General features: G+C 40.9%; 22 protein-coding genes. 9 read left to right on the forward strand and 13 right to left on the reverse strand.

Translation table 11 applies throughout. The features are described from left to right. Positions 1–13: 13 nt before the first annotated feature. The gene (locus AC1RRY_RS21205; protein WP_492823292.1) at positions 14–1,288 is read right to left on the reverse strand and encodes a competence/damage-inducible protein A; all 1,275 of its coding nucleotides are present in this window, start codon (positions 1,286–1,288) and stop codon (positions 14–16) included. 132 nt (positions 1,289–1,420) lie between these two features. Between AC1RRY_RS21205 and AC1RRY_RS21210 the strand changes: the two genes are divergently transcribed. Beyond that, positions 1,421–2,152 (forward strand): DUF4197 domain-containing protein, encoded by a 732-nt coding sequence (locus tag AC1RRY_RS21210; RefSeq protein WP_492823290.1) that lies wholly within the window; start codon positions 1,421–1,423, stop codon positions 2,150–2,152. Positions 2,153–2,271: 119 nt separating this feature from the next. Here AC1RRY_RS21210 and AC1RRY_RS21215 read toward each other — a convergent pair whose 3' ends face one another. The 4 genes from AC1RRY_RS21215 to rhaM form a co-directional block, all read right to left on the reverse strand. Continuing rightward, on the reverse strand, positions 2,272–2,730 hold the full coding sequence (locus tag AC1RRY_RS21215; protein WP_492823288.1) for a DUF1569 domain-containing protein: 459 nt from the start codon (positions 2,728–2,730) through the stop codon (positions 2,272–2,274). Between the two features lie 117 nt (positions 2,731–2,847). Continuing rightward, positions 2,848–4,194 carry a glycoside hydrolase family 88/105 protein gene (locus AC1RRY_RS21220; RefSeq protein WP_492823286.1) on the reverse strand — a complete coding sequence of 449 codons (1,347 nt, stop codon included), beginning with the start codon at positions 4,192–4,194 and terminating at the stop codon, positions 2,848–2,850. 12 nt (positions 4,195–4,206) lie between these two features. Beyond that, positions 4,207–5,247, reverse strand: a complete 1,041-nt coding sequence (gene rhaT / locus AC1RRY_RS21225; RefSeq protein WP_492823284.1) for an L-rhamnose/proton symporter RhaT — start codon at positions 5,245–5,247, stop codon at positions 4,207–4,209. Positions 5,248–5,262: 15 nt separating this feature from the next. Beyond that, positions 5,263–5,580, reverse strand: a complete 318-nt coding sequence (gene rhaM / locus AC1RRY_RS21230) for an L-rhamnose mutarotase (RefSeq protein ID WP_492823282.1) — start codon at positions 5,578–5,580, stop codon at positions 5,263–5,265. A 360-nt stretch (positions 5,581–5,940) separates the two neighbouring features. On the opposite strand from rhaM, the gene gldC reads away from it, so the two are divergent. Next, on the forward strand, positions 5,941–6,285 hold the full coding sequence (gene gldC, locus AC1RRY_RS21235) for a gliding motility protein GldC (RefSeq protein ID WP_492823280.1): 345 nt from the start codon (positions 5,941–5,943) through the stop codon (positions 6,283–6,285). Between the two features lie 84 nt (positions 6,286–6,369). On the opposite strand, the gene AC1RRY_RS21240 is transcribed toward gldC, so the two are convergent. From AC1RRY_RS21240 to AC1RRY_RS21270, 7 genes are all read right to left on the reverse strand, one after another. Beyond that, a complete protein-coding gene (locus AC1RRY_RS21240) occupies positions 6,370–7,116 on the reverse strand; it encodes an acyl-CoA desaturase (protein ID WP_492823278.1) in 747 nt (248 codons plus the stop codon). 143 nt (positions 7,117–7,259) lie between these two features. Next, positions 7,260–7,934, reverse strand: a complete 675-nt coding sequence (locus tag AC1RRY_RS21245) for a DUF4159 domain-containing protein (RefSeq protein WP_492823276.1) — start codon at positions 7,932–7,934, stop codon at positions 7,260–7,262. 16 nt (positions 7,935–7,950) lie between these two features. Further along, positions 7,951–8,643, reverse strand: coding sequence for a 16S rRNA (uracil(1498)-N(3))-methyltransferase (locus tag AC1RRY_RS21250; protein ID WP_492823274.1), 693 nt, complete (start codon positions 8,641–8,643; stop codon positions 7,951–7,953). Positions 8,644–8,794: 151 nt separating this feature from the next. Then, on the reverse strand, positions 8,795–11,026 hold the full coding sequence (locus AC1RRY_RS21255) for a sialate O-acetylesterase (RefSeq protein ID WP_492823272.1): 2,232 nt from the start codon (positions 11,024–11,026) through the stop codon (positions 8,795–8,797). A gap of 77 nt (positions 11,027–11,103) precedes the next feature. Then, the gene (locus AC1RRY_RS21260) at positions 11,104–11,796 is read right to left on the reverse strand and encodes a L,D-transpeptidase family protein (protein WP_492823270.1); all 693 of its coding nucleotides are present in this window, start codon (positions 11,794–11,796) and stop codon (positions 11,104–11,106) included. A gap of 51 nt (positions 11,797–11,847) precedes the next feature. Beyond that, positions 11,848–14,466: a DUF5686 and carboxypeptidase regulatory-like domain-containing protein gene (locus tag AC1RRY_RS21265; protein WP_492823268.1), complete on the reverse strand. Its 2,619-nt coding sequence runs from the start codon at positions 14,464–14,466 to the stop codon at positions 11,848–11,850. Positions 14,467–14,499: 33 nt separating this feature from the next. Continuing rightward, positions 14,500–15,354, reverse strand: a complete 855-nt coding sequence (locus AC1RRY_RS21270) for an alpha/beta hydrolase (protein ID WP_492823266.1) — start codon at positions 15,352–15,354, stop codon at positions 14,500–14,502. 321 nt (positions 15,355–15,675) lie between these two features. On the opposite strand from AC1RRY_RS21270, the gene AC1RRY_RS21275 reads away from it, so the two are divergent. The 7 genes from AC1RRY_RS21275 to AC1RRY_RS21305 all read left to right on the forward strand — a co-directional run bounded on the left by AC1RRY_RS21275 (position 15,676) and on the right by AC1RRY_RS21305 (position 23,828). Next, entirely contained in the window at positions 15,676–16,395 is a 720-nt protein-coding gene (locus AC1RRY_RS21275; protein WP_492823264.1) for an esterase family protein, read from the forward strand. 66 nt (positions 16,396–16,461) lie between these two features. Then, positions 16,462–17,556, forward strand: a complete 1,095-nt coding sequence (locus AC1RRY_RS21280; protein WP_492823262.1) for an ATP-grasp domain-containing protein — start codon at positions 16,462–16,464, stop codon at positions 17,554–17,556. An 81-nt stretch (positions 17,557–17,637) separates the two neighbouring features. Continuing rightward, a complete protein-coding gene (locus AC1RRY_RS21285; protein WP_492823260.1) occupies positions 17,638–18,735 on the forward strand; it encodes a carboxylate-amine ligase in 1,098 nt (365 codons plus the stop codon). A gap of 195 nt (positions 18,736–18,930) precedes the next feature. Next, entirely contained in the window at positions 18,931–19,743 is an 813-nt protein-coding gene (locus AC1RRY_RS21290; protein WP_492823258.1) for a type 1 glutamine amidotransferase, read from the forward strand. A gap of 49 nt (positions 19,744–19,792) precedes the next feature. Beyond that, positions 19,793–20,989, forward strand: coding sequence for a hypothetical protein (locus AC1RRY_RS21295; RefSeq protein WP_492823256.1), 1,197 nt, complete (start codon positions 19,793–19,795; stop codon positions 20,987–20,989). A 150-nt stretch (positions 20,990–21,139) separates the two neighbouring features. After that, positions 21,140–22,507, forward strand: a complete 1,368-nt coding sequence (locus AC1RRY_RS21300) for a glycoside hydrolase family 140 protein (protein ID WP_492823254.1) — start codon at positions 21,140–21,142, stop codon at positions 22,505–22,507. A 145-nt stretch (positions 22,508–22,652) separates the two neighbouring features. Next, positions 22,653–23,828 carry a pectin acetylesterase-family hydrolase gene (locus tag AC1RRY_RS21305; protein ID WP_492823252.1) on the forward strand — a complete coding sequence of 392 codons (1,176 nt, stop codon included), beginning with the start codon at positions 22,653–22,655 and terminating at the stop codon, positions 23,826–23,828. 83 nt (positions 23,829–23,911) lie between these two features. Here AC1RRY_RS21305 and AC1RRY_RS21310 read toward each other — a convergent pair whose 3' ends face one another. After that, positions 23,912–26,176 (reverse strand): aconitate hydratase, encoded by a 2,265-nt coding sequence (locus AC1RRY_RS21310; RefSeq protein ID WP_492823250.1) that lies wholly within the window; start codon positions 26,174–26,176, stop codon positions 23,912–23,914. Positions 26,177–26,210: the final 34 nt, after the last annotated feature.

The following is a 26,210-nucleotide window of genomic DNA, read 5'->3' on the forward strand; positions in this document are numbered from 1 at the left end:
TGTTGATGTCAGATTAAGATTCGTAGTCGCCGATCAGCATTTTTCGTAGTAAATTCAGGGCCACTACACTGCCATAATTAATATTCGTTTCCCGTTGGTTCGACATTTGAATTTTACGCGCTACCGTTTTGCCCTCCATGGCACAGGCTATCCAGAGTGTTCCTACCGGTTTTTCGGGTGTGCCACCGTCCGGCCCGGCTACACCACTGGTAGCAATGGCATAATCGGTCTTCATGAGCGCTCTTACGCCTTCTGCCATTTGTGTAACGGTTTCTTCGCTTACAGCGCCGTGTGCATCCATTGTTTCGGATTTTACACCCAGCACATTCATTTTTGCAGAGTTGTCGTAGCTTACTACACTTCCCATAAAATAGGCTGAGCTGCCCGGTACTCTGGTAAACATATGCGAGACGAACCCACCCGTGCAACTTTCAGCAGCTGATACCGTTTTTCCTTTGCTTTTGAGTAAATTCCCAATGGCAGCTTCGATGTCATCATCGTCAAAACCAAAAACAAACGAACGGATTAAAGGTAATACTTTATCAACTTCCTGCTGCACTTCTTGTTTCAGAATTTCCTCATTTTCTCCTATGCCTGTTAATCGTAAACGCACCTGGCCAAAGCTGGGCAGATATGCCAGTTTGATATGCGCAGGCAGATTATCTTCCCACTTTTCAATTTTCTCGGCCAGCAATGATTCACCAATACCTATTGTACGAATCATCTTATGATATATTACCGGTGTTTCAAAGTATTTCTTCAATCTCGGAATCACCTCATTCGTTATCAGGTATTTCATTTCGTGTGGTACACCCGGCATCGAAACAAAAATTCTGCCCCTTTCCCCTCCTGCTTTTTTCTCAAACCACATGCCCGGCGCAGTACCTGTTTTATTGGCTAGATAAGTACACCTGCTCGGAACCAATGCTTGCTGACGGTTGATTTCAGTCAATGGCCTACCCCTTTTATTAAAAAAATCAGTAACAAACGCCAGTGCATCTTCGTTGATGATCAATTCATCTTCAAAATATTTACAGAGCGTCTTTTTAGTTATATCATCTTTAGTCGGCCCTAAGCCACCTGTTAGCAAAATAATGTCTGCTCTGTTTCCTGCTTCTTCCAGTATTTCAAGAATCTTATCTTCCTGATCTCCTACTGACGACTTCCTGACGGTCTTAATACCGATTTTATCTAGTTCTGTGCTCATCCATTGGGTATTCGTATCAGTAATCTGTCCATACAGAATTTCGTCACCTATGGTTACAACTTCAGCTAAAATCGGTCTCATTGATATGTTTATTCGTTTTGTTATACCTGAATGCGTGAATAAAACTTAATTTGCACAAAAATACAATTTTCAGGGTTCATTCGTTAGTAAGACAATTATTAATTATAAAAATCCATTTAAAATTAGTCGAAAATGAGAAGATTACTTATTCTGTCGTTGATTATTAGTCTTTTGGGCATGCAGGGCTGCGCAGGGCAGAAACTAAATCTGGGTAAAGTGTTGAATGAAGTAAACAAACAAGTGCAGGGAAGCGGAGCACTTAGTACCCAGGAAGTGGTGGCAGGTTTGAAACAAGCGCTGCAGGTAGGTATTAACAAAGGAGCAGACAGTGCATCAAGATTAAACGGTTATTATCTGAATCCCACAATTAAAATTCCTTTTCCGCCTGAAGTAGAAAGAGTAGAAACCGCATTAAGAAGAGCAGGATTGGGTGGCGAAGTAGATAAATTTATTGTAGCGCTGAACCGCGGTGCCGAAGAAGCGGCTAAAGAAGCCAAACCCATCTTTATTAACGCCATCACAAGCATGACCATTACTGATGCCTGGGGAATATTAAAGGGTGAAAAGAACGCAGCCACCGAGTACCTGAAACGTACTACCTCTGAGCAATTGATTGCCAAATTCGCTCCGGTTGTGCAAAATGCCTTGCAAAAAACACAGGCCACAAAATACTATACAGAACTGGCAACTACCTATAACAGATTGCCACTGGTGAAAAAAGTAAACCCGGATTTGAATGCGTATGCCACGCAAAAAGCCATCGACGGTTTGTTTCTGTTAGTTGAAAAAGAAGAAGCGAAAATCAGAGAAAACCCATTGGAAAGAACAACCGATTTGTTGAAGAAAGTATTTGGGGCGATATAATTGAAGAAAGGCCATACCCCTCCCCGACAGCGAGGAGGGGTATTTGAAAATAATGGCTGTGATTAAGTTCTTCTAAATTGTATTCAACTTAGTAAGTGTGGTGTTACGGCTATTAAATATTACACACCAAACTGAGTCAAATGGTGGTCTACATGCTTATAAAACAAATTATTCCATTCTTCTTTTGTCAGTACACCAAATGAATCAGAAACTTTATTATTGAAGTACTCTTCTCCTAACTGCTGTGTCTTGCTAATGTACGCTACCAGCCTTTTTTTTTCAACTTCAAAATCTCTCCGGTCTTTTATAATAAAAGCTGGTGCCGTAGGCGAATTACGTTTGTAAGGTTTCACGTTCGTAGTACCCGGTTTAACAAAGAGTTTCAGCATAACCTTCATAAGCAATCCTGGTTTGGGATGTTTATCTTCATAAACCATTTCATATGCTACGCTACAATGTGCCAGCATCTGGTCTACAGTCATTTTACCCCATTGTGGAGTAGTTACCGGTTGTAGTTGGTTAATCCGGCTAATAACCTGTGTTGCAACGGGTTCTGTAAAAATGTTAGGTAAGGTCATCTGATTATTTATTTGAAATTTTCTTACATGACGAACGAAATACTAATAATAGGACAATATCTGAAAAATGCTGAAAGATTTATTATCATAATAGTAAAAATAAGATTCAAATAAGTTTCACTTGCTAAACATCACCGCACTGTCATTCAGCGCGAATCTCTTATTCTTTATTAATTTAATCATCTCTGCTCCTGCCAGTAACACCGGGCCATAGCCATGCGCGGCATATACATTTACCGGACGATAATAGTAAAAAGCAGGGTCGAAGCCCATTCCGGTTCCCACGCAAGTACCTTCTACCTGTCCTTTTTCATTTACTTTCGTGGCGACTGCATTCCAACCCAATAAGGCCATCGGGCCGTAGGTAGTGGCATCCAGCCAGCCTCTGTTAATGGCTTTGGCAATGCTGTGTGTATAAATGGCGGTGGCCGATGTTTCCAGATAAGAATCGTTACGCTCTAGCAACTGATGCCAGAACCCGGTACCCGACTGCTGAGCAGCCAACCCTTTGGCATGAGCTTTCAGTTGGTTCAGTACTGATATTCTACCGGGATGTCTCTCAGGTAGTACTTCCAGCAGCTCAACCATTGTCAGAATAGCCCAGCCGTTTGCCCTTGCCCAATGAAACTCCGGATGCGTTTCCATTTCCTGTACCCAACCGTGCATGTATAAGCCTAAATCCTTATTAAACATTCGTTTCGAAAATAGTAATACCTGCTTCACCGCTTCATCATAATACTTTTTGTCGCCGGTCAGGCTACCCATTTGTGCAATGGCGGGCACACCCATAAACATATCATCCAGCCATAAGGTATTTGGCAGCGGACGGTTACGAGCAAGGGTACCGTCTTTCAGGCGGAATTCTTTATTGACAATGTAATTGATATAATTGTCAATAATAGGCCGCAAATTGGTTTTCACAGCTCCGCTTTTCGTTGCTCTGATCATGGCTGCACACATGGCTCCGCAATCATCAAGTGCGTGCGGGTCTATTATTTGTTTCAGCGATGTCTGTTTATTAGTTTTATACACTTCTCTGAAATACGGTACTACCTCTGCCAGAAACTGGAACCTGCGGGTGGTATAGTTTGTAAAAGCGGTATCGCCGGTTACTTCACCTGCCAACAGCATGGCCTCATAAGTTACTCCCCATTCATAGCTGGTCAGGCTGAAATCTCCTTTCAAAACAATGGAGTTATTATCTATTTTCGAGTAGTCTTTTATAGCTGCATTCGTATTTTTGTCTACTACCTGCATCGGAGTAACCCTTTCGAGGTAATTTCTGACACGGTTCATAACCGTCACGATATCCTCAGGACTGGTTGTACCATATAAGGTAGGGTAATCGGGCTTTGCTGTATGCAAAGCATCTGAGTGTAAGGTTGAGGCCGGCGCCTGCTGCTGTGCAAAACACGATCCTCCGATTGCCATAACCAAAGCAATCGGTCTGAAAAATTTTAACATCTGTAAATTAGTTTAATGGACGAAATAGCTTCCCATTCCGATAAAGGCCGACGAAAGAATAATAATGAATAAGCCCAGATACAAAACCCGCATGGTAGCACTGCTGGCGCCTTTCCACTCTTTATAGAACAATCCCCATAAGGTACCTACCAGAATAATGAAGGCCATGTGGAGTGTCCATGAGGCAAAATCTAATGATTTACCTAGTTTTGATTGCCCCATACCATAGAAAAAGAACTGGAAATACCAGGTTACACCTGCCAGCATAGCCCACAGATAATTAGGCTTTAACGGAGTACTGTTATTGGTATAGTCTCCGAATGATTTATTTCTGAAATTCAGTATCATGCACCAGATAAAATTAGTAGCAAAACCACCTATTAACAGTACAGGCAAAATGGCATTATTTTTAAACAGTGGGTCGGTTCCGTTAGCTTCTGCTTGTGCTGCTATAGGTGCTCCCGCTGCCAGTCCGAAAGCAAAACAGGCGCTCATCACACCGCAGAAGGTACCCACAAACAATCCTTTTTTCAGGTTAAATTCTTTCACAGTTGCCTGCTTGCTGGCGGTATCCAATTCTTTTTCTTTCATCATTCCGGCCTTACCGCAAACAAATATCCCCACAACACAAAGCACTACGCCGGCCAAAGTAATCTGTCCAGAACTGGTAGAAATCAATTCGCCGAAACGTCCTTCATAAATAGGCGGAATAAGTGTACCAAAAGCAGCGCAGAATCCCAGAGCCACCGCCACACCTAGCGATACCCCCAGGTAACGCATGGTAAGCCCATAGGTAAGTCCCCCAAAACCCCAAAGCACACCAAATAACACAGTATAGAAGATAGTCTCACTATCTGCCGATTGAATACTGGGTATTAAATCCTGCACAGTGATGAACCCGAAAAGCCACGGCGCTATAATCCATGAGGCCACCCCTCCTATGATCCAGCCACTTTCCCACGACCATTGTTTTATATTTTTATAAGGAATGTAAAAACTGCCGGAAGCAAAGCCCCCTATGAAGTGAAAAATTATACCAAGAATTGCATTCATATTATGTAGTGTTGATTAGGGTAAGTAAAAGACTTCTTTTAATGGTTTCGAAACGGGTGAATTGTCCGGATTAGTCTCCATAATATCTGCCATATAGGCCCACCAGCGTTTAATGGTTGGTGTTTCAGGCAGAGTATCTAAAAGCTCAGGATTCTCTATTTTAAGCGAAGCAAACAAGATATTCGTTTCTTCGTCCAGAAAAATGGCATAATCTTCTACACCTATGCCTTTCAATAGTATTTTCATTTCCGGCCAGAGTTCATCATGCCGGCGTTTGTATTCCTCGGTTTGTCCGGGGTGTAGCTTCATTTTTAAGGCAACTCTTTGCATCATATCATTATTATCTAAAAACTTCTTAAACCTCATTCACATAATAATCCGGGAATGTCTGCCTGACGGTTGATCTTCTGAGCAAAGGCAAATAAATGATAAACGATTAAACAAGAAATACTGGGTAGCCGAAAGAGGAAAATCATTAGTGTGTTCAGGTCATTTCTTGTATCAAAGGTACTCATAATCTCTAATTTTCCTCTCATGTACACTCATGTTAATGAAATTTTTTCATTGAAAAGTTACATTTATTCAGATGACTTTCTGGGCGAGACAAGAGAATTATCAGTTTTTCCGCCGATTTTGAACTTTCTGTCCGGAAAATCAATTTTTAAAATATTATCTTATTTACTCTTAAATTGAATGAAGAAATCAGAGATTAATTTTACTATCGAGCTTGACACAACGAGAATCCCTGAAAAGATTTTCTGGGATGCTACCGAAAATCCGAACGAAGGAATCAATGAATCAAAGGCCATTTCCATCAGTGTATGGGATCATTACCATAAAGGTCTGCTAGGTATTAACCTATGGACAAAAGACATGGCAACAGACGAAATGAAACACTTTGCCATTGATATTGTAGGAAATGTAGCACAAATGTTAAGTGATGCAACAGGCGACAAGAAAATGATTGAGATATTGGAGAGTACCTGCAGAAGCCTGAAACGACACGTGGATGAAGAAGAAAAAAATAATCCTCAGTAATTGGTGAGGAAAACGCATAAAAAAAGATTTGACAATGCTAACCCTTTGGTTATAGTTGTCAAATCTTTTTGTTTGTAAGCTATGTTATTTTGCCCGTTTAGGCTTGATAATCTTTGTCCAGGTCAGGAATTTAATAACCGGATACGTCGGGTCAATTTCATACCATTTTTTACCGAAATTGGTTGACATCGGGTGTTTGTGGTGGTTATTCTGAAACAATTCGCCCAACATAAGAAAGTCAAAAAACAACGAGTTTTTAGATTCGTCTTTGTTATCAAAATTCTGATATCCGTACTTATGGCCACTCCAATTAACGATAGCCCCGTGGATAGGCCCCATCAAAAAGTGAATCGGCAACAGGAAAAAGAATCCCCAGTGAATGTCAAAATAGAAAAAACCAATGGTGTAGAACAGTACATAACTTACTCCCCAGCATACTCTTGAAATCCAGTTGTCCCCGATTTTATCGATAATCCCCCACTCTGGTAAATCTTTCTCGAAACGCTCTTCAATTTTATATTTATAATGAAGCAGCGCATTGTAAATCTCTTTGGTTTTCCACATCATGGTAAATACATTTTCAGTATGATGCGGTGAATGCGGATCTCTTTCAGTATCGCTGTAAGCATGGTGCATGCGATGCAGAATAGCATACGAACGAGGATTAAGATAAGAAGACCCTTGTGATACATAAGTCAGGAAATAAAAGAACCTTTCCCAGAACTTATTCATCGTAAACATTTTATGAGCTGAATATCTATGCAAAAAGAAGGTCTGACTAAATAAAGACAAATACCAATGCCCGAAAAAAAACGAAAGTGCGACAACCATTTTTATTGTTAAAGAATTAGATTAAAATACAAATATAACCGTTAAACGGTAAATTGCAGCATAATGTTACCTTGTTGCAAAAGAAACACAAAAGTTCTTCAAAATGTCCAAGTCTAGTCCTACGAATTGTACAATTAGGCTTTTCAGAAGCTGGTAAATGCATATTGCACCAGATTAGCCCCCATTTGTAGCGCTTTGAGGCGGAGTTCCTCCGGGTCATGGTATACACTCTGGTCTTCCCAGCCATTGCCGAGGTCACACTCAAAACTAAAGAACGAAATCAGCCTGCCTTGCCAGATAAGCCCATAGCCTTGCGGTGGAAGATTGTCGTGTTCGTGTACTTTAGGTAAGCCGTTCGGGAATTTGTATTTCTGCTGATAGATCGGATGAGAAAACGGCAATTCAATGAATTCCAATTCAGGGAAAACCTTTTTCATTTCCCGTCTGATGAACTTATTCAACCCGTAATTGTCATCTATATGCAAAAAACCTCCCGAAATAAGGTATTTGCGAAGGTTTTGCACTTCGGCATCGGTAAAAACTACATTGCCGTGGCCGGTCATGTGTATGAACGGATACTGAAAAATATCTCCGCTGCCTACCTCCACAATGTCTTCTTCCGGATACAGGTTCATTTTCAGATTCTGATTACAGAACCTGATTAAGTTAGGTAAAGACGTTTTATTGGCGTACCAGTCTCCACCGCCCCCATATCTCAGTTTCGCAATTTTTAGCGTGGGTTGCTGCGCATGTATACTTCCGAAACTACAAAAGAAACCAATAGTAAGTAATACAATATTTTTAAGGATACGATTCATAGTCGTTCAATCTCTGTTAAATAATATGATTGCTCAGTGTGCATGCCACAATACCTGCGGTTTCAGTTCTTAACCTGGCGTTACCCAAAGTAACCCACACAAAGTTTTCCTGCCGTGCCAGTTCGATCTCATCTGTTGAAAAATCTCCTTCCGGCCCTATCAGAATACAATGGGCCGTTTTTGGTTTCAGCAAATCCACCAGAGGTTCTGATCCCTCTGCAAGATGCGCCAGAAACCTCTGCTCCTGCTGCACCGTTTTTAGAAACTTATCAAAAGGCATTAATTCGTTAATTTTGGGTAAATAGGCTTTTAACGATTGTTTCATGGCCGACACCGCAATTTTTTCCAGCCGTTCTGTCTTTTGCTGCCTGCGTTCTGAGTGCTTTGTGAGTATTAACGAAATTTCATCGATTCCTATTTCAACACACTTCTCAATAAACCATTCTAGGCGGTCGGCATTTTTGGTAGGTGCAATAGCTATATGCAGATAATGGTCTCTTTTTTGAAAATCCTTCTGCTCTGTGATAATCCTCAGTTCACATTTTTTTTCGTGAGCCTTGGTTATTTCGCATTCGTACAACCCTCCTGCTCCGTCAACCACATGAATAATATCTTGCGGTGTTTTCCGGAGGACTTTCACACAATGTCGTGAGTCGTCGGCATCAAGAAAATGATTCTGAGCAATATTGGGCTGATAAAATAGAAGCATGTAGTTTAAAGCTATTACAAAAGGCTATACCAACCTTTTGCCAGGGTTACGCTGGTGCCATGCATTGAAATGCAGTGCATGTACGTGTGCCAAAGATAGTTATTTTGGGCTATTTTATAAAATGGCCTGAAACAACTGAAAAAATAAAGAGTTATTGAATGATAATCTTACCCGAATTTACAGATTTACCGCATTTAATACGATAAATGTAGGTACCCTTTGTCAGATTATTAGTTGATACTTTCAAGTTTTCGTTAAAACCAGACTCCGAAATGAGCCTTCCTTTCATATCAAATAATCTGAACTCAGCTCTTGCGGTGGTATTAACATTGATCATTAAGTAGTCGGTAACAGGATTCGGAAAAACACGGATAAGGTTCGGACCTGTGGGTTCATCAGACAATACAATTTTGATTACTGTAATTTCCGCTTTCCCTTCTGCCGTGCCCACTCCGCAAATGTTTTTAATTGAAGCAACAACGTAGCTCACATCATCCGTGGGTTTTACTGATAACTCTAACCCTTGCTGGTTTGTGGTATGTCTGCTTGAATCTGAAAGCTGGAAAGCATAGGGTGGCGTGCCGGTAAATTCCAGGCTGATATTGGCATCTTCACCCTCGTTTATTTCAGGCGTTTTTGTTGAAATCCTGACCCAGGCTTTATGATTTACTGCAAAACTATCTGTTGTTAAATTATTTGTCCGGTCATCTGCCATCAGTCGGATTTTATAACCTGTCCCCTCTTTCGCATCTTGCGGAATCGTTACGGTAATCGGCGACGTTTTTCCTTCCCCAATTATTCTGGCCGAAACAAATTCCCCATTTTCATCTGACAACTGTGCCTTAAAAACTGTTTCAGTATCTTCTTTGTAATTAGTAAAATGTACTTTGTCTACTGCACCTACGCATTTCTGTCCACTATCAATACTTAAGCTGAGAGGACCCAGATTAGGATTCTTTTCGATAGTTACATTCTCAAAACTGAAGGCTCTCATACCCAGTGAATTTGTCATGTGAGGCCCTCTGTAAAAAATCGACATATCAACCGGGTCTCCATAATAAGAAGGCAGGTAAGTCACTGATGTTCCTTTTTGGGTAACTTCCAGATAAATTTTGTTTTTAACACCATACCCCGACTTCACCACATCGTTTTTTCCATCTATATATATATAATCTTTCATACGCCAGACTTTTTCATAAATGGTTGTGTCATTCGGGTATTTCATCTGCATGTCTTTGTTAAACTCTAACACCAGTTTGCCATTTTCCCAATAAGCCATTTTCAGATCTGGCGAATAAACATCAGGAGATACTTCTTTACCATAAATTTCCTTATCCAGAATTCTGGCCAATTCGCCTGAATTCTGGCTATAACCTCCAAACGAATAATGCAGGCCATCATATCCAATGGTGCCGGTACTACTCACATTGGTAATCAGTTCTGAAACATCATCAGCATTTCGTTGAAATTCTCTGAGAAAAGCTGCTTTGGTATTTACCGTTGTAAGAATATTTATCTGATAGTTGTAAATCTTCTTTAAGCCCGGGAAATCAGACTTTATGTTATTAATAAATTTCTTAAACTGATCCGGATAAGCCACAGATAACTCATACGAGGTTGCATCACTTTCACCCTGTCTGAATATCAGGTACTTAATTTGTTCTATCGAACCACTTTTACGCACCTCAGTCATCATTCTGCCATAACTTGTGCTTAAGTCGTAAGGATTAGATGCATTTCTGTTATTAAGGGTACGTAAATCGGCACCACCGACTGCCGTTACTACGATTCCTACCGGATACTTGTGTTTTTCAATAAGTATTCTTTCCAGTTCCAATGGAAAAAGACCCAGGCCCGGCCAGCGTGGTGTCTCGGATGGAACCAGCCACTCACCATCATTGCCCTCAAAATTATTCATGACATGATAACGCAAAAAGGTATTTCTTGATGGCATGTAAGTGTCGACACCATTGTATCCCATGGCATTCGATTGTCCATAAAATAAATAGATATCACCTGCTACAACCCTGTCGGCCTTTCTGATTTCCTGTCCGTCAATGTATAATTTTACATTATAGTTGTAGGCACCGGCTTTAATTTTCGACGAAAATTTCACCTCCGTTTCTCCGGAAAGATTAAGTGCGCTTTCGAAATGAATTTTGTCTTCCTGCCATATTTTAAATTCAAACCTTCCCCGCTGTGTAGAGGCAACTTCTATATCAACCGAAATCGTAGCCTCATCGTTATCATCTCTTTGCAATATCTGGTTATTGGTAGGGAACTTTAGAACCGAAATCTGGCAAAAAGATTGATATGAAAATAGAAATGAAAAGACCAGTAACGGCCATAAACGTTGTTTGGATTTAAGTAGATTACTTTTCATAAAGTTATGCATTTACTAGAACTTGTATTCTTATGTTTGAACACCTCTTTGTATTATTAATCTTCTTTTAGTGTACCCTATTTTTTCATCTGGTATTCTCCCAGGTTATTGATATATATAACTGCCAGGCTTCTGCTTTGTTCGTAAGCGTCATATATATGTTTAAGATTTGTCCAGAAATTTATTAAGAGTTCATTATCAGCGTATTCAGTCTTTAGCCTGATGTAATTTTCACTGTTCAAATCACACGGGAATATATGTACGTTAACTACTCCACCCGTACTTTTAACCTTAGCCACAAGCAGAAATAGTTCTTCTATACTATCGTCTCCTATGGCTATGCATCCCTTTGAAACACAACCTCCATGAATGTAGATATCATTGCCGGGATTATCCTTATCGGCAAAAAACAGGTCTGATGAATTAGGATAGTCGATTCTTAATGAAAGGTGATAGGCACTTTGCGGGTTCAGGTTCGTAACCTGATAAACGCCCTCAGGTATCTGTAAATCGCCAGATTGCCGCTTTGGGCCGGGTGTACCTGATGACTTACAAAAATTGTAACTTTTCAATAAAATAAATGCACTCTGGTTTTTGTTTTTTGCCCAGACTTCAAGCTTTTGTTCATGTTTAAAAACTCTCAGAAAAAGGTCGAAATTGTTGGTGTCTATTGCCTTGGATATCAACAGCATTCGCACCACCTCATTTTTAGATAAAAAAGCATTCGCAACCCGCGGAAACTGCAGTTGTTTATTGAAAAAATCCGTCACAGAAATAATGGATATAAGTTGAGCAAAGGTAATAATAAAACAAGAATTACGCTACATCGTTACACCTAATTTAATCCCCGCTCTTTGATATTTCCCTTTTTCAAAACTCATGACTGCTTCCAGTCGCAGGGCTTTCATAATGCCGTCAATGCCATAGCCTATCTCAATATAATTTTTCAGAACCGGGGAATTCAGATAATTGACAAAGATATCCTCTTTCAGCCCATGCATACGTACCAGCGGCAGTTGAGTTAAAAGCAGTTTTTTAAACTCGTTAATCACATGGCCCTGCAGGTATGCACCCTTGGTACTGAACTTATACGGATTAATGTAATTAACTCCTTCTTCTCCGGGTACAGGCATGCGGGTATCTACTAATCTGTACCGCGCAAACAAACCTGTTTGTAAAGCATTGAGGTAGCTATTGTTGATATGCTTTAAGTCCATGAGATAAATCTTACTGTTATTAAAAAAATCTCCTGCTTCAATCATATAGTCTAGTTTTCCCCATAAACCGGTGTTGACATTCTGTTTCACATTCAGACTTAAATAATCAAAGTCGGCATCGAGCATTCCTTTTTTATACGTCAGAGTAATGATGGGAGCCCCGCCGGTAAGGTATTTTCTGACACCATTTCTGATTATTACCTTTGACGACGGCGTCCATTTTACCTGATTATACCAGATGAATGCTTTGTGCTGTTCAAAGGTGGCATCTCCCAACTCCATATTCGGCGGATTATTGGTTGAGAAAGCATTTTTCCGGAAATCTTTTATGGTGTAGATTTTTTCCAGGTTTTCAAGCGGAGACCTTTCGGTTAATTCAACATTGGTCGAAAAAGTCAATCGGGCATCCTGATTGTAACTGTAACCCAGGTTTACGTATTTTTTATCATAGATTTTTATGAAGTTCTGTTCGTTGAAAAGCGTAGTAACAGAATTCATCCATTCGAAAATAAGGCTATTGGGGTCAAACTGCGAAATATACTTACCCGCACCTAATGAGAGTTTCGACGTACCCTGTTCCACTTCCGCTCCTATCCTGCCTCGCACAGCCTTTTCCTGAAAAGCATACCTCAGATTACCAAAAATATTGTATCGAAATCTGGGCTTAGGGCCAAATGTTGTATGATTTTTATAACCAAGGCCTAAGTCAGACACTATACCCTCTACTGAATTATAATTGAGCCCTACAAAAGGCACATAAGGAGGTTCAAAGTGCAGATACTTGCCGTTTTTCAGTTTGAAATCATAATTCAACAGGAAATATCTCCACGATTTTTTCAGCGAGTCTCTTTTCAGACTATCCCGGTTAACCACGTGCGCTACTTTAATGCTGTCTCCATAATAATAGCTTCTTTTTTCTTCGGTTGTTAAAGGTATTTTCCGCATCGAATTCCAGAAAGCAGAGTCTTTGGTACGTGCAGCGGGGTCTATGATAAGCATTTCCCGGCTTACTACATTGGCCTCTTCTCTATTTGCCTTCGTACGCGCCTTTTTTTCTTTTTCGTACTCCTTCATTATTTTCTGAAGATTCTTCAGCGAAAACACCTTCTGATCTTTCAGTAAATCTTCTGCTCCAGATGATTTGACCGATTGTTTTGATATAGTCTCCTGCACCTTCCCTTCTCTAGTTTCATCAATCAGTTTTATTTCTTCTATAAAGGCAGGATTCGTCTTTACAGACGAGTAAGCCGCGTTCAACTGCGCTTTAATTTCAAAATCAAAGCCTAGCAGTTTACCCCAGAAATCTATCCGCTGGTTAATAGGCAACCAGACTTTTTCAATGGGGCCGTAATACTGGCTTAATTTCAGATTCAGACCGTTCTCAATGGTTTCGGCATTAATGCTATGAATGCTCCAGTAATCGTCAATAATATAAATTGTACCCTGCCACACCCCTTCACCGTACGACTTCGGTATAATTCTGATTTTATTTATAATCAACCCGCGGTCTTCAAAAAAGCCCTCATATTCAAATTTATAATATCTGAACGCCAGTGGTGACAAGGGGGAAATACGCTCGGTGCCGGGGTCATAGAAATCAAAAAGGTAGAAGCCGTCAGAGATAGAAATATTGCTGAAAGTACTCTTTTGACCCAAAACTTTGGTAAATTTTGAATGGGGTTGTGTAAACACAATTTCCATTATCGATTCTGACAAAAAAGGGATACCCTCTTTTATGTTCTGTTTGTTGAAATCTTTTTTCAGAATCAGTGGAATTTTGTTCAGCAGGATAGAATTTTTAACATAAGCACTGGCCTGATAACTCACTACCTGTTTTTGATGAATCCTGCTTTTGGCTATAGCTTTACGCATAATGGTATAGGCAGCGTCTTCTTCTTTCGAACTCACGCTTGCCTCTTTCAGCACAATGGTTTGCTCTTCCATTCTGATGTTCAGAACAATGTAATCATTGGCTATAACCACCCGTCTGGTAACAGTTTTATATCCTAAAAACTGAAAATTTATCTCATAAGTACCGGGTTTAAGATTCAGCAGGTATTCTCCTTCTGCATTGGCCATAGTGCCGGAGTTTTGCCCCTTTACTATCACAGACGTAAAAGCCAGCCGTTCACCCCTGGTATCTGCTACTATTCCCCTGATACCCCCCGCCTGTATTGCATGGCACACAAAAAAGAAAATAGTAATGAGCGTTAATCTTAACATATGGTATAAGTTTTCAATCGCCTGTAAGTTGTTTTATTTTCCAACCAGCCATTCCAGAAAAACCGGCATGGCTTCGCTCCATGTTTTGGGGTTATGTTCTCCACCTTTTATTTCGTAATATGTAATATCAACTGTTTTTTGATACCCTTGGTTTTCTAATTCTGCAATCAGGTCAAGTGTATCTTCAATTGAATCAATAATGCCATTATTATTTCGATCGTCGGTTTCATCGTTTGTACCGCATTCAAACCAGAATTTCTGCCCGGCATGATGCGTTCCATTTCTTACCAGCCCATGCATAATTCTATCGTTATAGTCATCATATCCTTCTTCATAGGCTCTTTTTCTCCACCAGAACGAACCGCTGAAAGCGCCGACTTTTGAAAAAAACTGTGGGTTGCTCCAGGTAATATCCATGGCTGAAAGCCCGCCCAGCGAAAACCCGCAGAAGTAATTATCTTCTCTGTTTGCAGAGGTGTGAAATGTATGCTGAACGTAAGGCAAAAACTCTACGGTTATAAACTGCTCGTATTTCAGAGCAAGGTTACCTCTGTTTTTGTAGTCGGGCATGGCAGACGTACCATATTCTCTGAGCCGGTTATGATTGGCATGTACAGCAACCAAAACAAAAGGTTCTATTTTATTGTTTGCATAAAGTGTTTCAAGTATCTGTTCCAATTGCAGAGCCTCCATATCCTGGCCGTCGTTCATGAATAAGACCTTGTAGGGAGCCTGAGCTGATGAATAATGAAGAGGCAGAATGATATCGTAAATAACGTCTCTGTTTAGGTATTCTGAGCGGAACTTAAGTTTTTTCTTTATTGAAATGAGCTGCACTTGTAAATAGGTTTTAAAAGACAAAAGACTGATGCCATGAATATTAGCCATGCCGAAAGAACAAATTTTCTCAAAATCATTTGTTTCATTGCGTAAATTCGACTAATATTTCACACAAATGGTTTATTCGGACAAAAATACAAATTCAACACGCGAAAACACTAAAATACGGTAAAACAATATTTTATTTTATTGATTGTATTATTCTCAAAATTTTAAATTATGTCCGACATTCATACTTACGTATAGTCGAAATTTTATTTGGTTGAATCTTTTAACATTAACAATATATCTACGAATTTTGTATAACAATTGTCTCATTAGTTCAATAAACTGCATCAAAACTAAAAACTTTTAAGCACACAAAATTCTATGGATGAACGACACCTTAAGTTCTTTTCTCATTTTCTGGGTAGAGACATCGATTTGCTGGTGAGTGGTCATTGGGGGTACCCTATTCTGATGTTCCCTACTTCGATGGGCAACTATCTTCAAAATCGTGACTTTGGTCTTAACCAATCTATTGCTCACTTTGTTAATGACGGAAGAGTAAAATTATACAATGTAGATAGCATCGATTTCCAGAGTTTTTATGGCCGTGACCTGTCGCCCGGAGTGAAAATCTACAACTATAACCTTTATACCAGATTTATTAAGGAAGAGCTCGTTCCGGCTATTCAACGCGAATGCGGTGTGCATCGCATAGCTGTGGCAGGTTGCAGTTTCGGTGGTTTTCATAGCACCAACTTTGCCCTTAAATATCCCGACCTGGTTGATTATTGCTTCAGCATGAGCGGTGCTTTTGATATCAGGAGTTTCATGAAAGGATATTATGACGACAACGTATATTTCAATAACCCGGTCGATTATATGCAGAACCAGGAAGGCTGGAAGTACAATCACATGAAAATTGTACTGGGTACTTCAGACTGGGACATCTGCAAGGGAGATAACGTAAATATGTCGCAGATTCTGGCTTCCAAAGGCATTGACCATTGGTATGACGAGAAAAAATGGGCCTCGCACGACTGGCCCCTATGGCGTGCCATGTTTCCCGAATACGTAGGCAAAATGCTGACAGGTCAACTATAGCAGCACCTCAACGAAGAATAAACAAAAACGAATAGAAAATAAAGCAAAAATTAATAAGACTCGTATATGAAAAAAATAGGAATCCTTTTTGGAATGGAAGATACTTTTCCGTGGGCATTTATTGATGAAGTAAACAGAACTGCTCCGGCTGGTATTATTGCCGAACCTGTACAGATTGATAAGGTTGAACAGAGTGTAGCAACTGACTACGCCGTAATCATCGACAGAATTTCTCAGGATGTGCCTTTTTACAGAGCATATCTGAAAAACGCGGCCCTTTGCGGAACGGCCGTAATCAATAACCCATTCTGGTGGAGCGCCGACGAGAAATTTTTCAACAATTGCCTGGCCGTGAAACTGGGTGTTCCGGTGCCTAAAACCGTTCTGCTTCCATCTAAAGAAAGACCGACGGATACGACGGACAGATCATTCCGCAACCTGAAGTTCCCGATGGATTGGGAATATATGTTTGGTCAGATTGGTTTCCCGGCCTATATGAAGCCTCATGCAGGTGGCGGCTGGAAAAGCGTTTACAAAGTTTATGACGCGAACGACCTTTGGCAAAAACATGAAGAAACAGGCCAGCTGGTCATGTTGCTACAGGAAGAAATCCAGTTTACTGACTATTATCGTTGCTACTGCCTCAATGGTAAGTACGTGCACATTATGCCTTACGAACCGCGTAATCCGCACCATTTGCGTTATGCTACCCAACCTAAAACACAAGGCGAAGAGCATAAAAAACTAATGGCAACCATTACCGATTATGTATTGAAACTCAACCATGCTTTAGGTTACGACTTCAACACAGTAGAGTTTGCCGTTCGTGACGGTATTCCGTACGCGATCGACTTCTGTAATCCGGCTCCGGATGCAGATATAAATTCGGTAGGCAATGAAAACTTCGAGTGGATTGTGAAAAATGCAGCTAAAATGGCCATTGAAAGAGCCGTAGAGCAGCAGGATGGTAAAAACAACTGCACATGGGGCACTTTCACCCGCGAGTCGGTATTGAGTAACAATGGAGGTTTGCCGGTAGCCAATACACAACCAGCCGTTGCAGAGAAAAAAGCTGCACCAGCCAAAAAGGCAGTAGCTACTCCTAAAGCGGCATCGAAAAAAGAAGAACCTGCAAAAAAAGCCCCGGCGAAGAAAAAATAATTTCTATATTGGCGGGTAATGAATACCATTACCCGCCAAATCTAAGCTGTATCCACTTTTACACCCTGAACTAAGAAAATTATGTCGCAATTTACACTAGGGATTGAGGAAGAATTTCAGACTATTGATCCCAAAACCCGTGAGCTCCGTTCACACATGGCGAAAATTGTAGAGGGTGGCCAGGTTATTCTGCAAGAGAGAATCAAGCAGGAAATGCACCAGGCAGTGGTAGAGATGATTTCGAGTGTGTGCGAAAATATTCAACAGGCCCGTGAGGAAGTTACTTATCTGCGCCGTATGCTTTTTGATCTGGCTGCCAAGCAGAATCTGCATATAGCGGCAGCAGGAACGCACCCTTTTTCGGACTGGCAAAAACAGCTGATTACTCCCAACGAAAGGTATGAAAAACTGATTGATGACATGCGGGATGTGGCAAGGTCGAACCTGATTTTCGGTTTGCATGTACACGTGGGTATTCCGAATCGAGAAGAAGGCATGCAGATTCTGAATACGGCCCGGTATTTCCTGCCGCATATCTATGCGCTGTCAACCAATTCTCCTTTCTGGTGTGGGCGTAACACAGGTTTTAAATCATATCGTTCTAAAGTATTCGATAAATTCCCCAGAACGGGTATCCCCGATTATTTTTCTAGCGTGGCAGAATACGATAACTACGTTAATCTGCTGATTAAAACCAATTGCATCGACAACGGGAAGAAAGTCTGGTGGGATATCCGCCTGCATCCGTTTTATCCGACGATCGAGTTCCGTATCTGTGACATACCCATGAGGGCAGATGAAACCATCTGTTTAGCTGCTTTGATGCAGGCTATTGTAGCTAAAATTCATAAGTTGCATCAACAGAATCTGAGTTTCAGACCCTATCACCGGATGCTCATCAGCGAAAATAAATGGAGAGCCGCCAGATATGGTATTTCGGGTAATCTGATTGACTTCGGAAAAGAAATTGAAGTACCCTATACGCATCTGGCAGAAGAACTGATGGAATTTGTTGACGATGTGCTCGATGAACTCGGCAGCAGAAAAGAGGTGGAATACATACACGAAATTATTAAAATGGGTACCGGAGCCGATAGACAATTAAATGTGTTTGAACAAACACAGAGTCTGAAAAGCGTGGTTGACTACATTGTTTCTGAAACAAAAGTAGGTTTGTAATATTTGAACGAACCAGGCGTAAAAATTTGTTATAATCACCAAGAGTACAAATCCTGCAAATGCGATAACAAGCACTTGCAGGATTTTGCTTCTATTCAGGGTTAATTTAACCTTCATTCAACAGATTTTATTAAATTTGTGTTATTTTTTACTAAACATAAGCCTTATGATACTAATCATGAGCCCCTTATTACAATGAAGATTGCGATTTTAGATATGTACGACGGTCGACCCAATGAGGGCATGCGTTGTATTAAAATGTTGTGTGACCAGTTTTTGGCGCAAGAAGGTATTGGCGGTCGATACGATATTTTTGATGTACGTCAGAAAAACGAGGTGCTGGATATAAACGAGTATCAGATTTTCATCTCAACCGGTGGACCTGGGAATCCACTTCCGGAAGGACATGCCTGGGAGAAAAAATTTACTGATTTCATCGACGGTATTTTTGCTTATAACGAAACAAACGAAGTAAAGAAATATCTTTTTCTGATATGTCATTCTTTCCAGGTAGCGAGCCATCATTTAGGCTTTGGCAGTGTTTGCAAGCGGCGATCAACCTCATTTGGTGTAATGCCCATGCACCGTACCGAAGAGGGAGAAAGCGAACCATTATTCAGCAAATTACCCGAGGTTTTTTATGCCGTTGATTCAAGAGACTATCAGTTGATACAGCCTGATTGGGAGAAAATCAGCGCGTTTGGTGCAAAAGTACTGTGTCTTGAAAAAATAAGACCATATGTGCCTTTGGAGCGTGCTATTATGGCTATCAGGTTTTCTGACGAAGTTTTCGGTACACAGTTTCATCCTGAAGCTGATTCAGAAGGGATGATGAGGTACTTTAAACAAGAAGAAAAAATGCTTGCCGTTATTAAGGAATATGGCGCCGAGAAATATGAAGAGATGATTGACAGGCTCGACGACCCCGATAAAATCATGCTTACGGAAGCGGTGATTATCCCTACTTTTCTGAGAAATGCGGCTGAAAACATTTTAGAGCCGGCTTAAGAAAAGCATATCCACAATACATATTCAATACATCAGATAAGCGTTATTTATGATACAGGAAATACGCCAGCAGTTTAACGAAAGTTTTTCAAAAGAAAAATATGAAGCCCTTCTGGCTGAAATAGAAAGAGATTTTCCATCTCAGCTAGACTTCCGTATAGCAGAAACCCCTGTGTTTGTGCCACAAGCGCTTAAAATAAAACTTTTGCAGGCTTGCAACGATATTATTGACACCCTGCTCAAAGACGATTTCAAGGAAAAAACAAACAGGGCCATTCCGGCTAATCAGTATGTGCCCAATGAAGACAGTCATCCCAATTTTCTGGCCATCGATTTTGCCGTATGCAAGGATGCTAACGGAGATTTGACACCACAATTGATTGAACTGCAGGGTTTTCCGTCCTTGTTTGCTTACCAATGGTATCTGGGTCAGAAATACAGGAAGTTTTTCGCTGTACCCAAAAACTTCAATCAGTTCTTCAACCGTCTCAATATGGCTACCTATATAGAAGCTATGAGAAAGGTGCTATTAGGTAATGAAAAACCGGAGAACGTAATCTTGCTGGAGATTTATCCTGAAAAACAAAAAACACGTCTGGATTTTGAAATCAGTAAGCAGCTTTGGGGTATAGAACCCGTTTGTTATACAAAAATAAAGAAAGACGGACGCAAGTTGTATTATGAAAAGGATGGCAGGCTTGTAGAAATCAAACGCATTTACAACCGTCTGATTTTTGATGATTTGTTGCAAAATTATCCTGATTTGCAGACAGAGTTCAAAATGACTGATGAAGTAGATGTCAAATGGGTAACCCATCCAAACTGGTTTTTCAGAATCAGTAAATTTACCCTGCCTTTACTTAAAAGTCAGTTTGTTCCTAAAAGTTATTATCTCTCTGATCTGAAAGAATACCCTGCCGACTTAGAAAACTATGTATTAAAACCCCTGTTTTCATTTGCCGGAAGCGGTGTAAAACTGAATTTTACAAAAGAAGACCTGGATGCTATAGCAGATAAAGAAAATTACCTGATTCAGCAAAAGGTAAAATATGAGCCCATTATTAAAGATACCGACGGTAATCTGATTAAAACAGAGATACGTATGCTTTTCGTATGGGACGATGCATCGCAACGTCCTACGCTTGTCACTAACCTTGCACGCCTGAGCCGTGGCGAAATGATAGGCGTAAATTTCAACAAGAATTTCGACTGGGTAGGCGGCAGTTGTGCTTTTTTTGAAGATTGATAACGACATACTCTGCTACAAAGCCGACAGGGATTTCCACCCTGCCGGCTTTTTTGTTGTCTGTGCTCATCTACAATAAATTAAATGGAACTGAATGATTTATAAATTTTATTCTTTAGTTTGTGTTACTATTCAAACCAGAAATAAAACATGAAATCAAATCGCCCCCTATTAAGCTTTCTATTGTTATGTATTGGTTTCTGCGTCTCTGCCCAGACATTTACCGTAAGCGAAAACAAACGATTTATATTAAAAGAGGGTAAGCCCTTTTTCTGGCTCGGAGACACCGCCTGGGAGTTATTCCACAGGCTCGACCGTGAAGATGCCGACTACTACCTGAAAAAGCGTGCCGCTCAACATTATACTGTTATACAAGCCGTAGCATTAGCCGAATTTGACGGACTGAACGTACCAAACACTTATGGCGACAAACCTTTGATTGATAATGATCCTACCAGACCCAACGAAGCCTATTTTAAGCACGTGGACTATATTATTGACAAAGCAGCAGAATATGGGCTGACCATAGGGTTCTTACCCACCTGGGGCGATAAGCTGAATAAATCAAGCTGGGGAAAAGGACCGGAAGTATTGAATCTAGAAAACGCCAGAGTTTACGGCAAATGGCTGGCCAACCGTTACAAAAACCGGAAAAACATCATCTGGATTCTCGGTGGCGACCGTATCCCCCGCCCCGGTTCTAACGATGTAGAAGTATGGCGGTCCATGGCATCAGGTATCGTGGAAGGCGTTGGTGGAAACAACAAAGCATTGATTACTTTTCATCCGCAACCCAACAAGGAGGGTGCAAGCGAGTGGTTCCATAACGATGACTGGTTCGATTTTAACATGTTTCAGAATGGGCATTGCCGCGATACTCCTATCTATGATAATATCAAGGGTTCTTATGACCGCACAAATACTAAACCCGTAATAGACGGTGAACCCATCTATGAAGACCACCCGGTTTGTTTCAATGCAAACGACTTAGGCACCTCAAATGCTTATGATGTACGCAAATATGCTTATTTCGATGTTTTCGCAGGAGCCTTTGGGCACACTTATGGTTGTCATGATATATGGCAGATGTATTCAACGAATCGGGAAGCCGTTAACAACCCGCACATATACTGGCAGCAGGCTTTGGATTTACCCGGAGCTAAGCAGATGCAGTTTGTAAGAAAACTGATAGAATCGCGGCCTTTTCTTGATAGAGTACCCGACCAGTCGCTTATTGTTGAAAATAACCTGTATCCTGCGGAACGGATTCAAGCCACCAGAGGGAAAGATTATGCATTTATATACACAGCAATAGGTAAAGCGTTTACGGTTAATCTGGGTAAAATTTCAGGTACACAACTAAATGCGTCATGGTTTGACCCACGCAATGGAAAAACAGAGGCCATTGCCAGCATTGAAAACAAAGGTACTCACAGGTTCACCCCGCCACGCTATGGCTATGGACAAGACTGGATATTGATTCTGGACGATGCCTCCAAGAATTTTCAAAAGCCTTAATTACGTGTAGTGAATCAAGACATTCCCGAACAAAGACTGTGAATAGTCCAAGGCTTACCTCTTTTTTGCTATTGTTTCATTTAACTATACGACGCATTTTTGAATCATTTAATTAAGCTTATTTAACCTGAAAACTACTACTGATATGAAACTATTTCTACGAATTCTTAAATGGACTGCTTTAAGCATTGTCAGCATTATCATTGTCGGATTTCTTTATCTCTACTTTATTTATTTTGCACCACCTGATTCACTTACCAAAGTAGATAAAGCGACTAACAATGAATGGCATACCGTTCCGTTCAAAGATAACACTATGTGTAGCGATGGGTCACCGTTTGCCATTTATGTAAGAAAAGGAACCTCAAAAAACATATTGATTCATTTTTCCGGTGGGGGCGCCTGCTGGGACGATACCACTTGTACCCACCCGATTTCGTTAGGAAGTATTTTTGATGGAGATTCAAGAAATCTTAAATCATTCTATTTCCCAACACTGTTCAGATTATTTCCTAAGGCATTAAGTGGTATTGCAGATAATGAAAATCCGGCGAATGCCTTTCGTGACTGGACCGTTGTCTTTATTCCCTATTGTACCGGTGACTTACACATTGGCAACGTAACAAGTACGTACACTTTCGAGGGTAAAAAATTTGAAATCCATCATAGTGGCCGTAACAACAGTTTGGCAGCACTAAATTGGGTATTTTCCAACTTTAAAGAAGTAGATAAAATAATGGTGTCAGGTGAAAGCGCCGGTGCCTATGGCTCCGCATTCTGGACACCCTACGTAGCTGACCATTATTCGGGTAAAAAGATTTATCAATTGTCTGACGGATCGTTACTTACCTCCAATCGTTGGAAAGATATTCTGGATAATGTCTGGAAAAGTGAAAGTGAAGGTTTTCTGGGCTTTCAGATCGGTAAAGATATTTTTGAAGATGCGCTCGTTCATCGGACTGATTCAGTTAAGCGGCAGATAAAATACTTGCACAGCAATTCACTTTATGATGAAGTGCTCACCAATTTTAGTGCTGCGTTAAATCATTATCCTACGAATTCGAATCATTTCATTGACGATTGGTCGCATAATACCCGAGCCTCCATGAGCCGACTCAGTAACGCCGGAATCGATTACAACTACTTCATAACCGATTGGGGTTATGATTCAACTAAACGAGCTACTCTGCACACCATGACAACAAACGAGTTTTACAATAACGCCAAAGCCGATGGAATCTCTTATGCAGAATGGCTGAAAAAGAACGTGATAGATGACGAGCCGTTATCTCTCGGAAAGAAATTGATTGAGAAGAAGTAACCCTGATGCAGAGGTTAATATGAAAAAAAATATCCCGTATTGCTACGGGATATTTTTATATGCAATGTATTATGAAATTCTTATTAAACCTCAGCGGCAATCAGATTCAAGGCTGAACCTGCTTTAAACCAGCCAATCTGGCTTGTGTTATACGTATGATTCAGTTTGATTTCATCTTTCGAGCCGTTGGCGTGGTTAGCTACCAATGTTAAAGGTACACCTTCTGCAAAAGTAGTTAGACCTAAAATATCGAAAGTATCATTTTCCTGAATTTTATCGTAATCGGCCGGATCAGCAAATGTCAATGCCAGCATACCTTGTTTTTTCAGGTTGGTTTCGTGGATACGTGCAAATGAACGAACCACAATGGCACGCACACCTAAGTGGCGTGGCTCCATCGCTGCGTGCTCACGAGACGAACCTTCGCCGTAGTTTTCGTCACCTACTACAATACTACCGATTCCGGCAGCTTTATAAGCACGTTGCACGGCCGGTACCTCACCATATTCACCGGTAATCTGGTTCTTAACCGTATTAGCAGTACCATTAGCAAAGTTAATAGCACCAATCAAAAGGTTATTAGAAATATTATCCAGGTGGCCACGATATTTCAACCACGGGCCGGCCATTGAGATATGGTCAGTAGTACATTTACCTTTCGCCTTAATCAATAGTTTCAAGCCTGAAAGATCAGTGCCTTCCCACGCTTTGAAAGGTTCCAGTAATTGCAGACGGTCAGATTTCGGGCTAACAGCTACTTTCACTTTGCTACCATCTTTTTTAGGTTTTTGGTATCCGGCATCAATTACATCGAAGCCTAACGGAGGCAACTCAACACCTAGTGGCGGATCCAGTTTTACCTGCTCGCCTTTTTCGTTGGTAAGCGTATCCTTAGCAGGGTTGAAAGTCAGACTTCCGGCAATTGCCAGAGCCGTAACGATTTCAGGCGATGCTACGAACGCATGCGTATTAGGATTACCATCGGCACGTTTAGCAAAGTTTCTGTTAAACGACGTGATGATTGAGTTCTTCTCTCCTTTTTCAGCACCATGACGCGCCCATTGACCGATACAAGGTCCGCAGGCATTCGCCAATACAACACCACCAATTGAATTGAAAGTATTCAACAGGCCGTCTCTTTCGGCTGTATAACGTACCTGCTCTGAACCAGGCGTAATCGTAAATTCAGATTTGGCCACTATATGCTTTGCTGCAGCCTGCGCCGCTATAGAAGCTGCACGGGTCATGTCTTCATAAGATGAGTTAGTACATGAGCCTATCAAACCTACATCCAGTTTCTCAGGCCATTTGTTTTTCTTAACCGCTTTGGCAAATTTAGAAAGAGGCCAGGCAAGATCCGGAGTGAAAGGGCCATTGATACGTGGCTCCAATCTTGAAAGGTTGATTTCAATTACCTGATCGTAGTAAGCCTCAGGATTATCAATACACTCCTGATCAGGGCGAAGCAAATCTTTAATGCCATTGGCCAAAGAAGCTACTCTGGCACGACCCGTCGATTTCAGGTAAGCGGCCATTTTGCGGTCATAACCAAACAATGAAGTAGTAGCACCGATTTCGGCACCCATATTACAGATAGTACCTTTACCGGTTGCTGAAAGGCTGTCTGCACCTTTACCAATATATTCAACAATATAACCTGTACCGCCTTTTACTGTCAGGCGACCGGCCACTTCAAGAATAACGTCTTTTGCCGATGCCCATCCTCTCAGTTTACCCGAAAGTTTAACACCAATCAGTTTAGGCATTTTCAGTTCCCATGCAAGGCCCGACATCACGTCGCAGGCATCAGCACCACCTACACCAATCGCTACCATACCCAAACCACCTGCATTAGGTGTGTGTGAGTCAGTACCGATCATCATACCGCCTGGAAACGCATAGTTTTCAATCACCACCTGGTGAATAATCCCTGCACCGGCTTTCCAGAAACCAATGCCATATTTATTTGAAACCGATGAAAGGAAATCGTATACTTCTTTATTTTTTTCGTTAGCTATTCTTAAGTCTTCTACAGCACCTACCTTGGCCTGAATCAGGTGGTCGCAGTGCACAGTAGACGGAACAGCAACTTTTGCGCGGCCGGTGGTCATAAATTGCAATAATGCCATCTGAGCAGTTGCATCTTGCATAGCTACACGGTCAGGGGCAAAATCAACATAATCAACACCTCTGCTATATGTTTTTGCTGGGGATCCTTCCCACAAGTGAGAATAAAGGATTTTTTCCGCTAAAGTAAGAGGTTTACCAACTAATTTGCGGGCGGCCTCTACTCTTTCGGGCATTCGAGCATAAACGCTCTTAATCATATCTAAATCAAAAACTGCCATTTGTTAAAGAAAATTTTAAATGTTAAAAACTCAA

The sequence above is a fragment of the Emticicia sp. GW821-FHT11C11 genome (genome assembly GCF_058808615.1).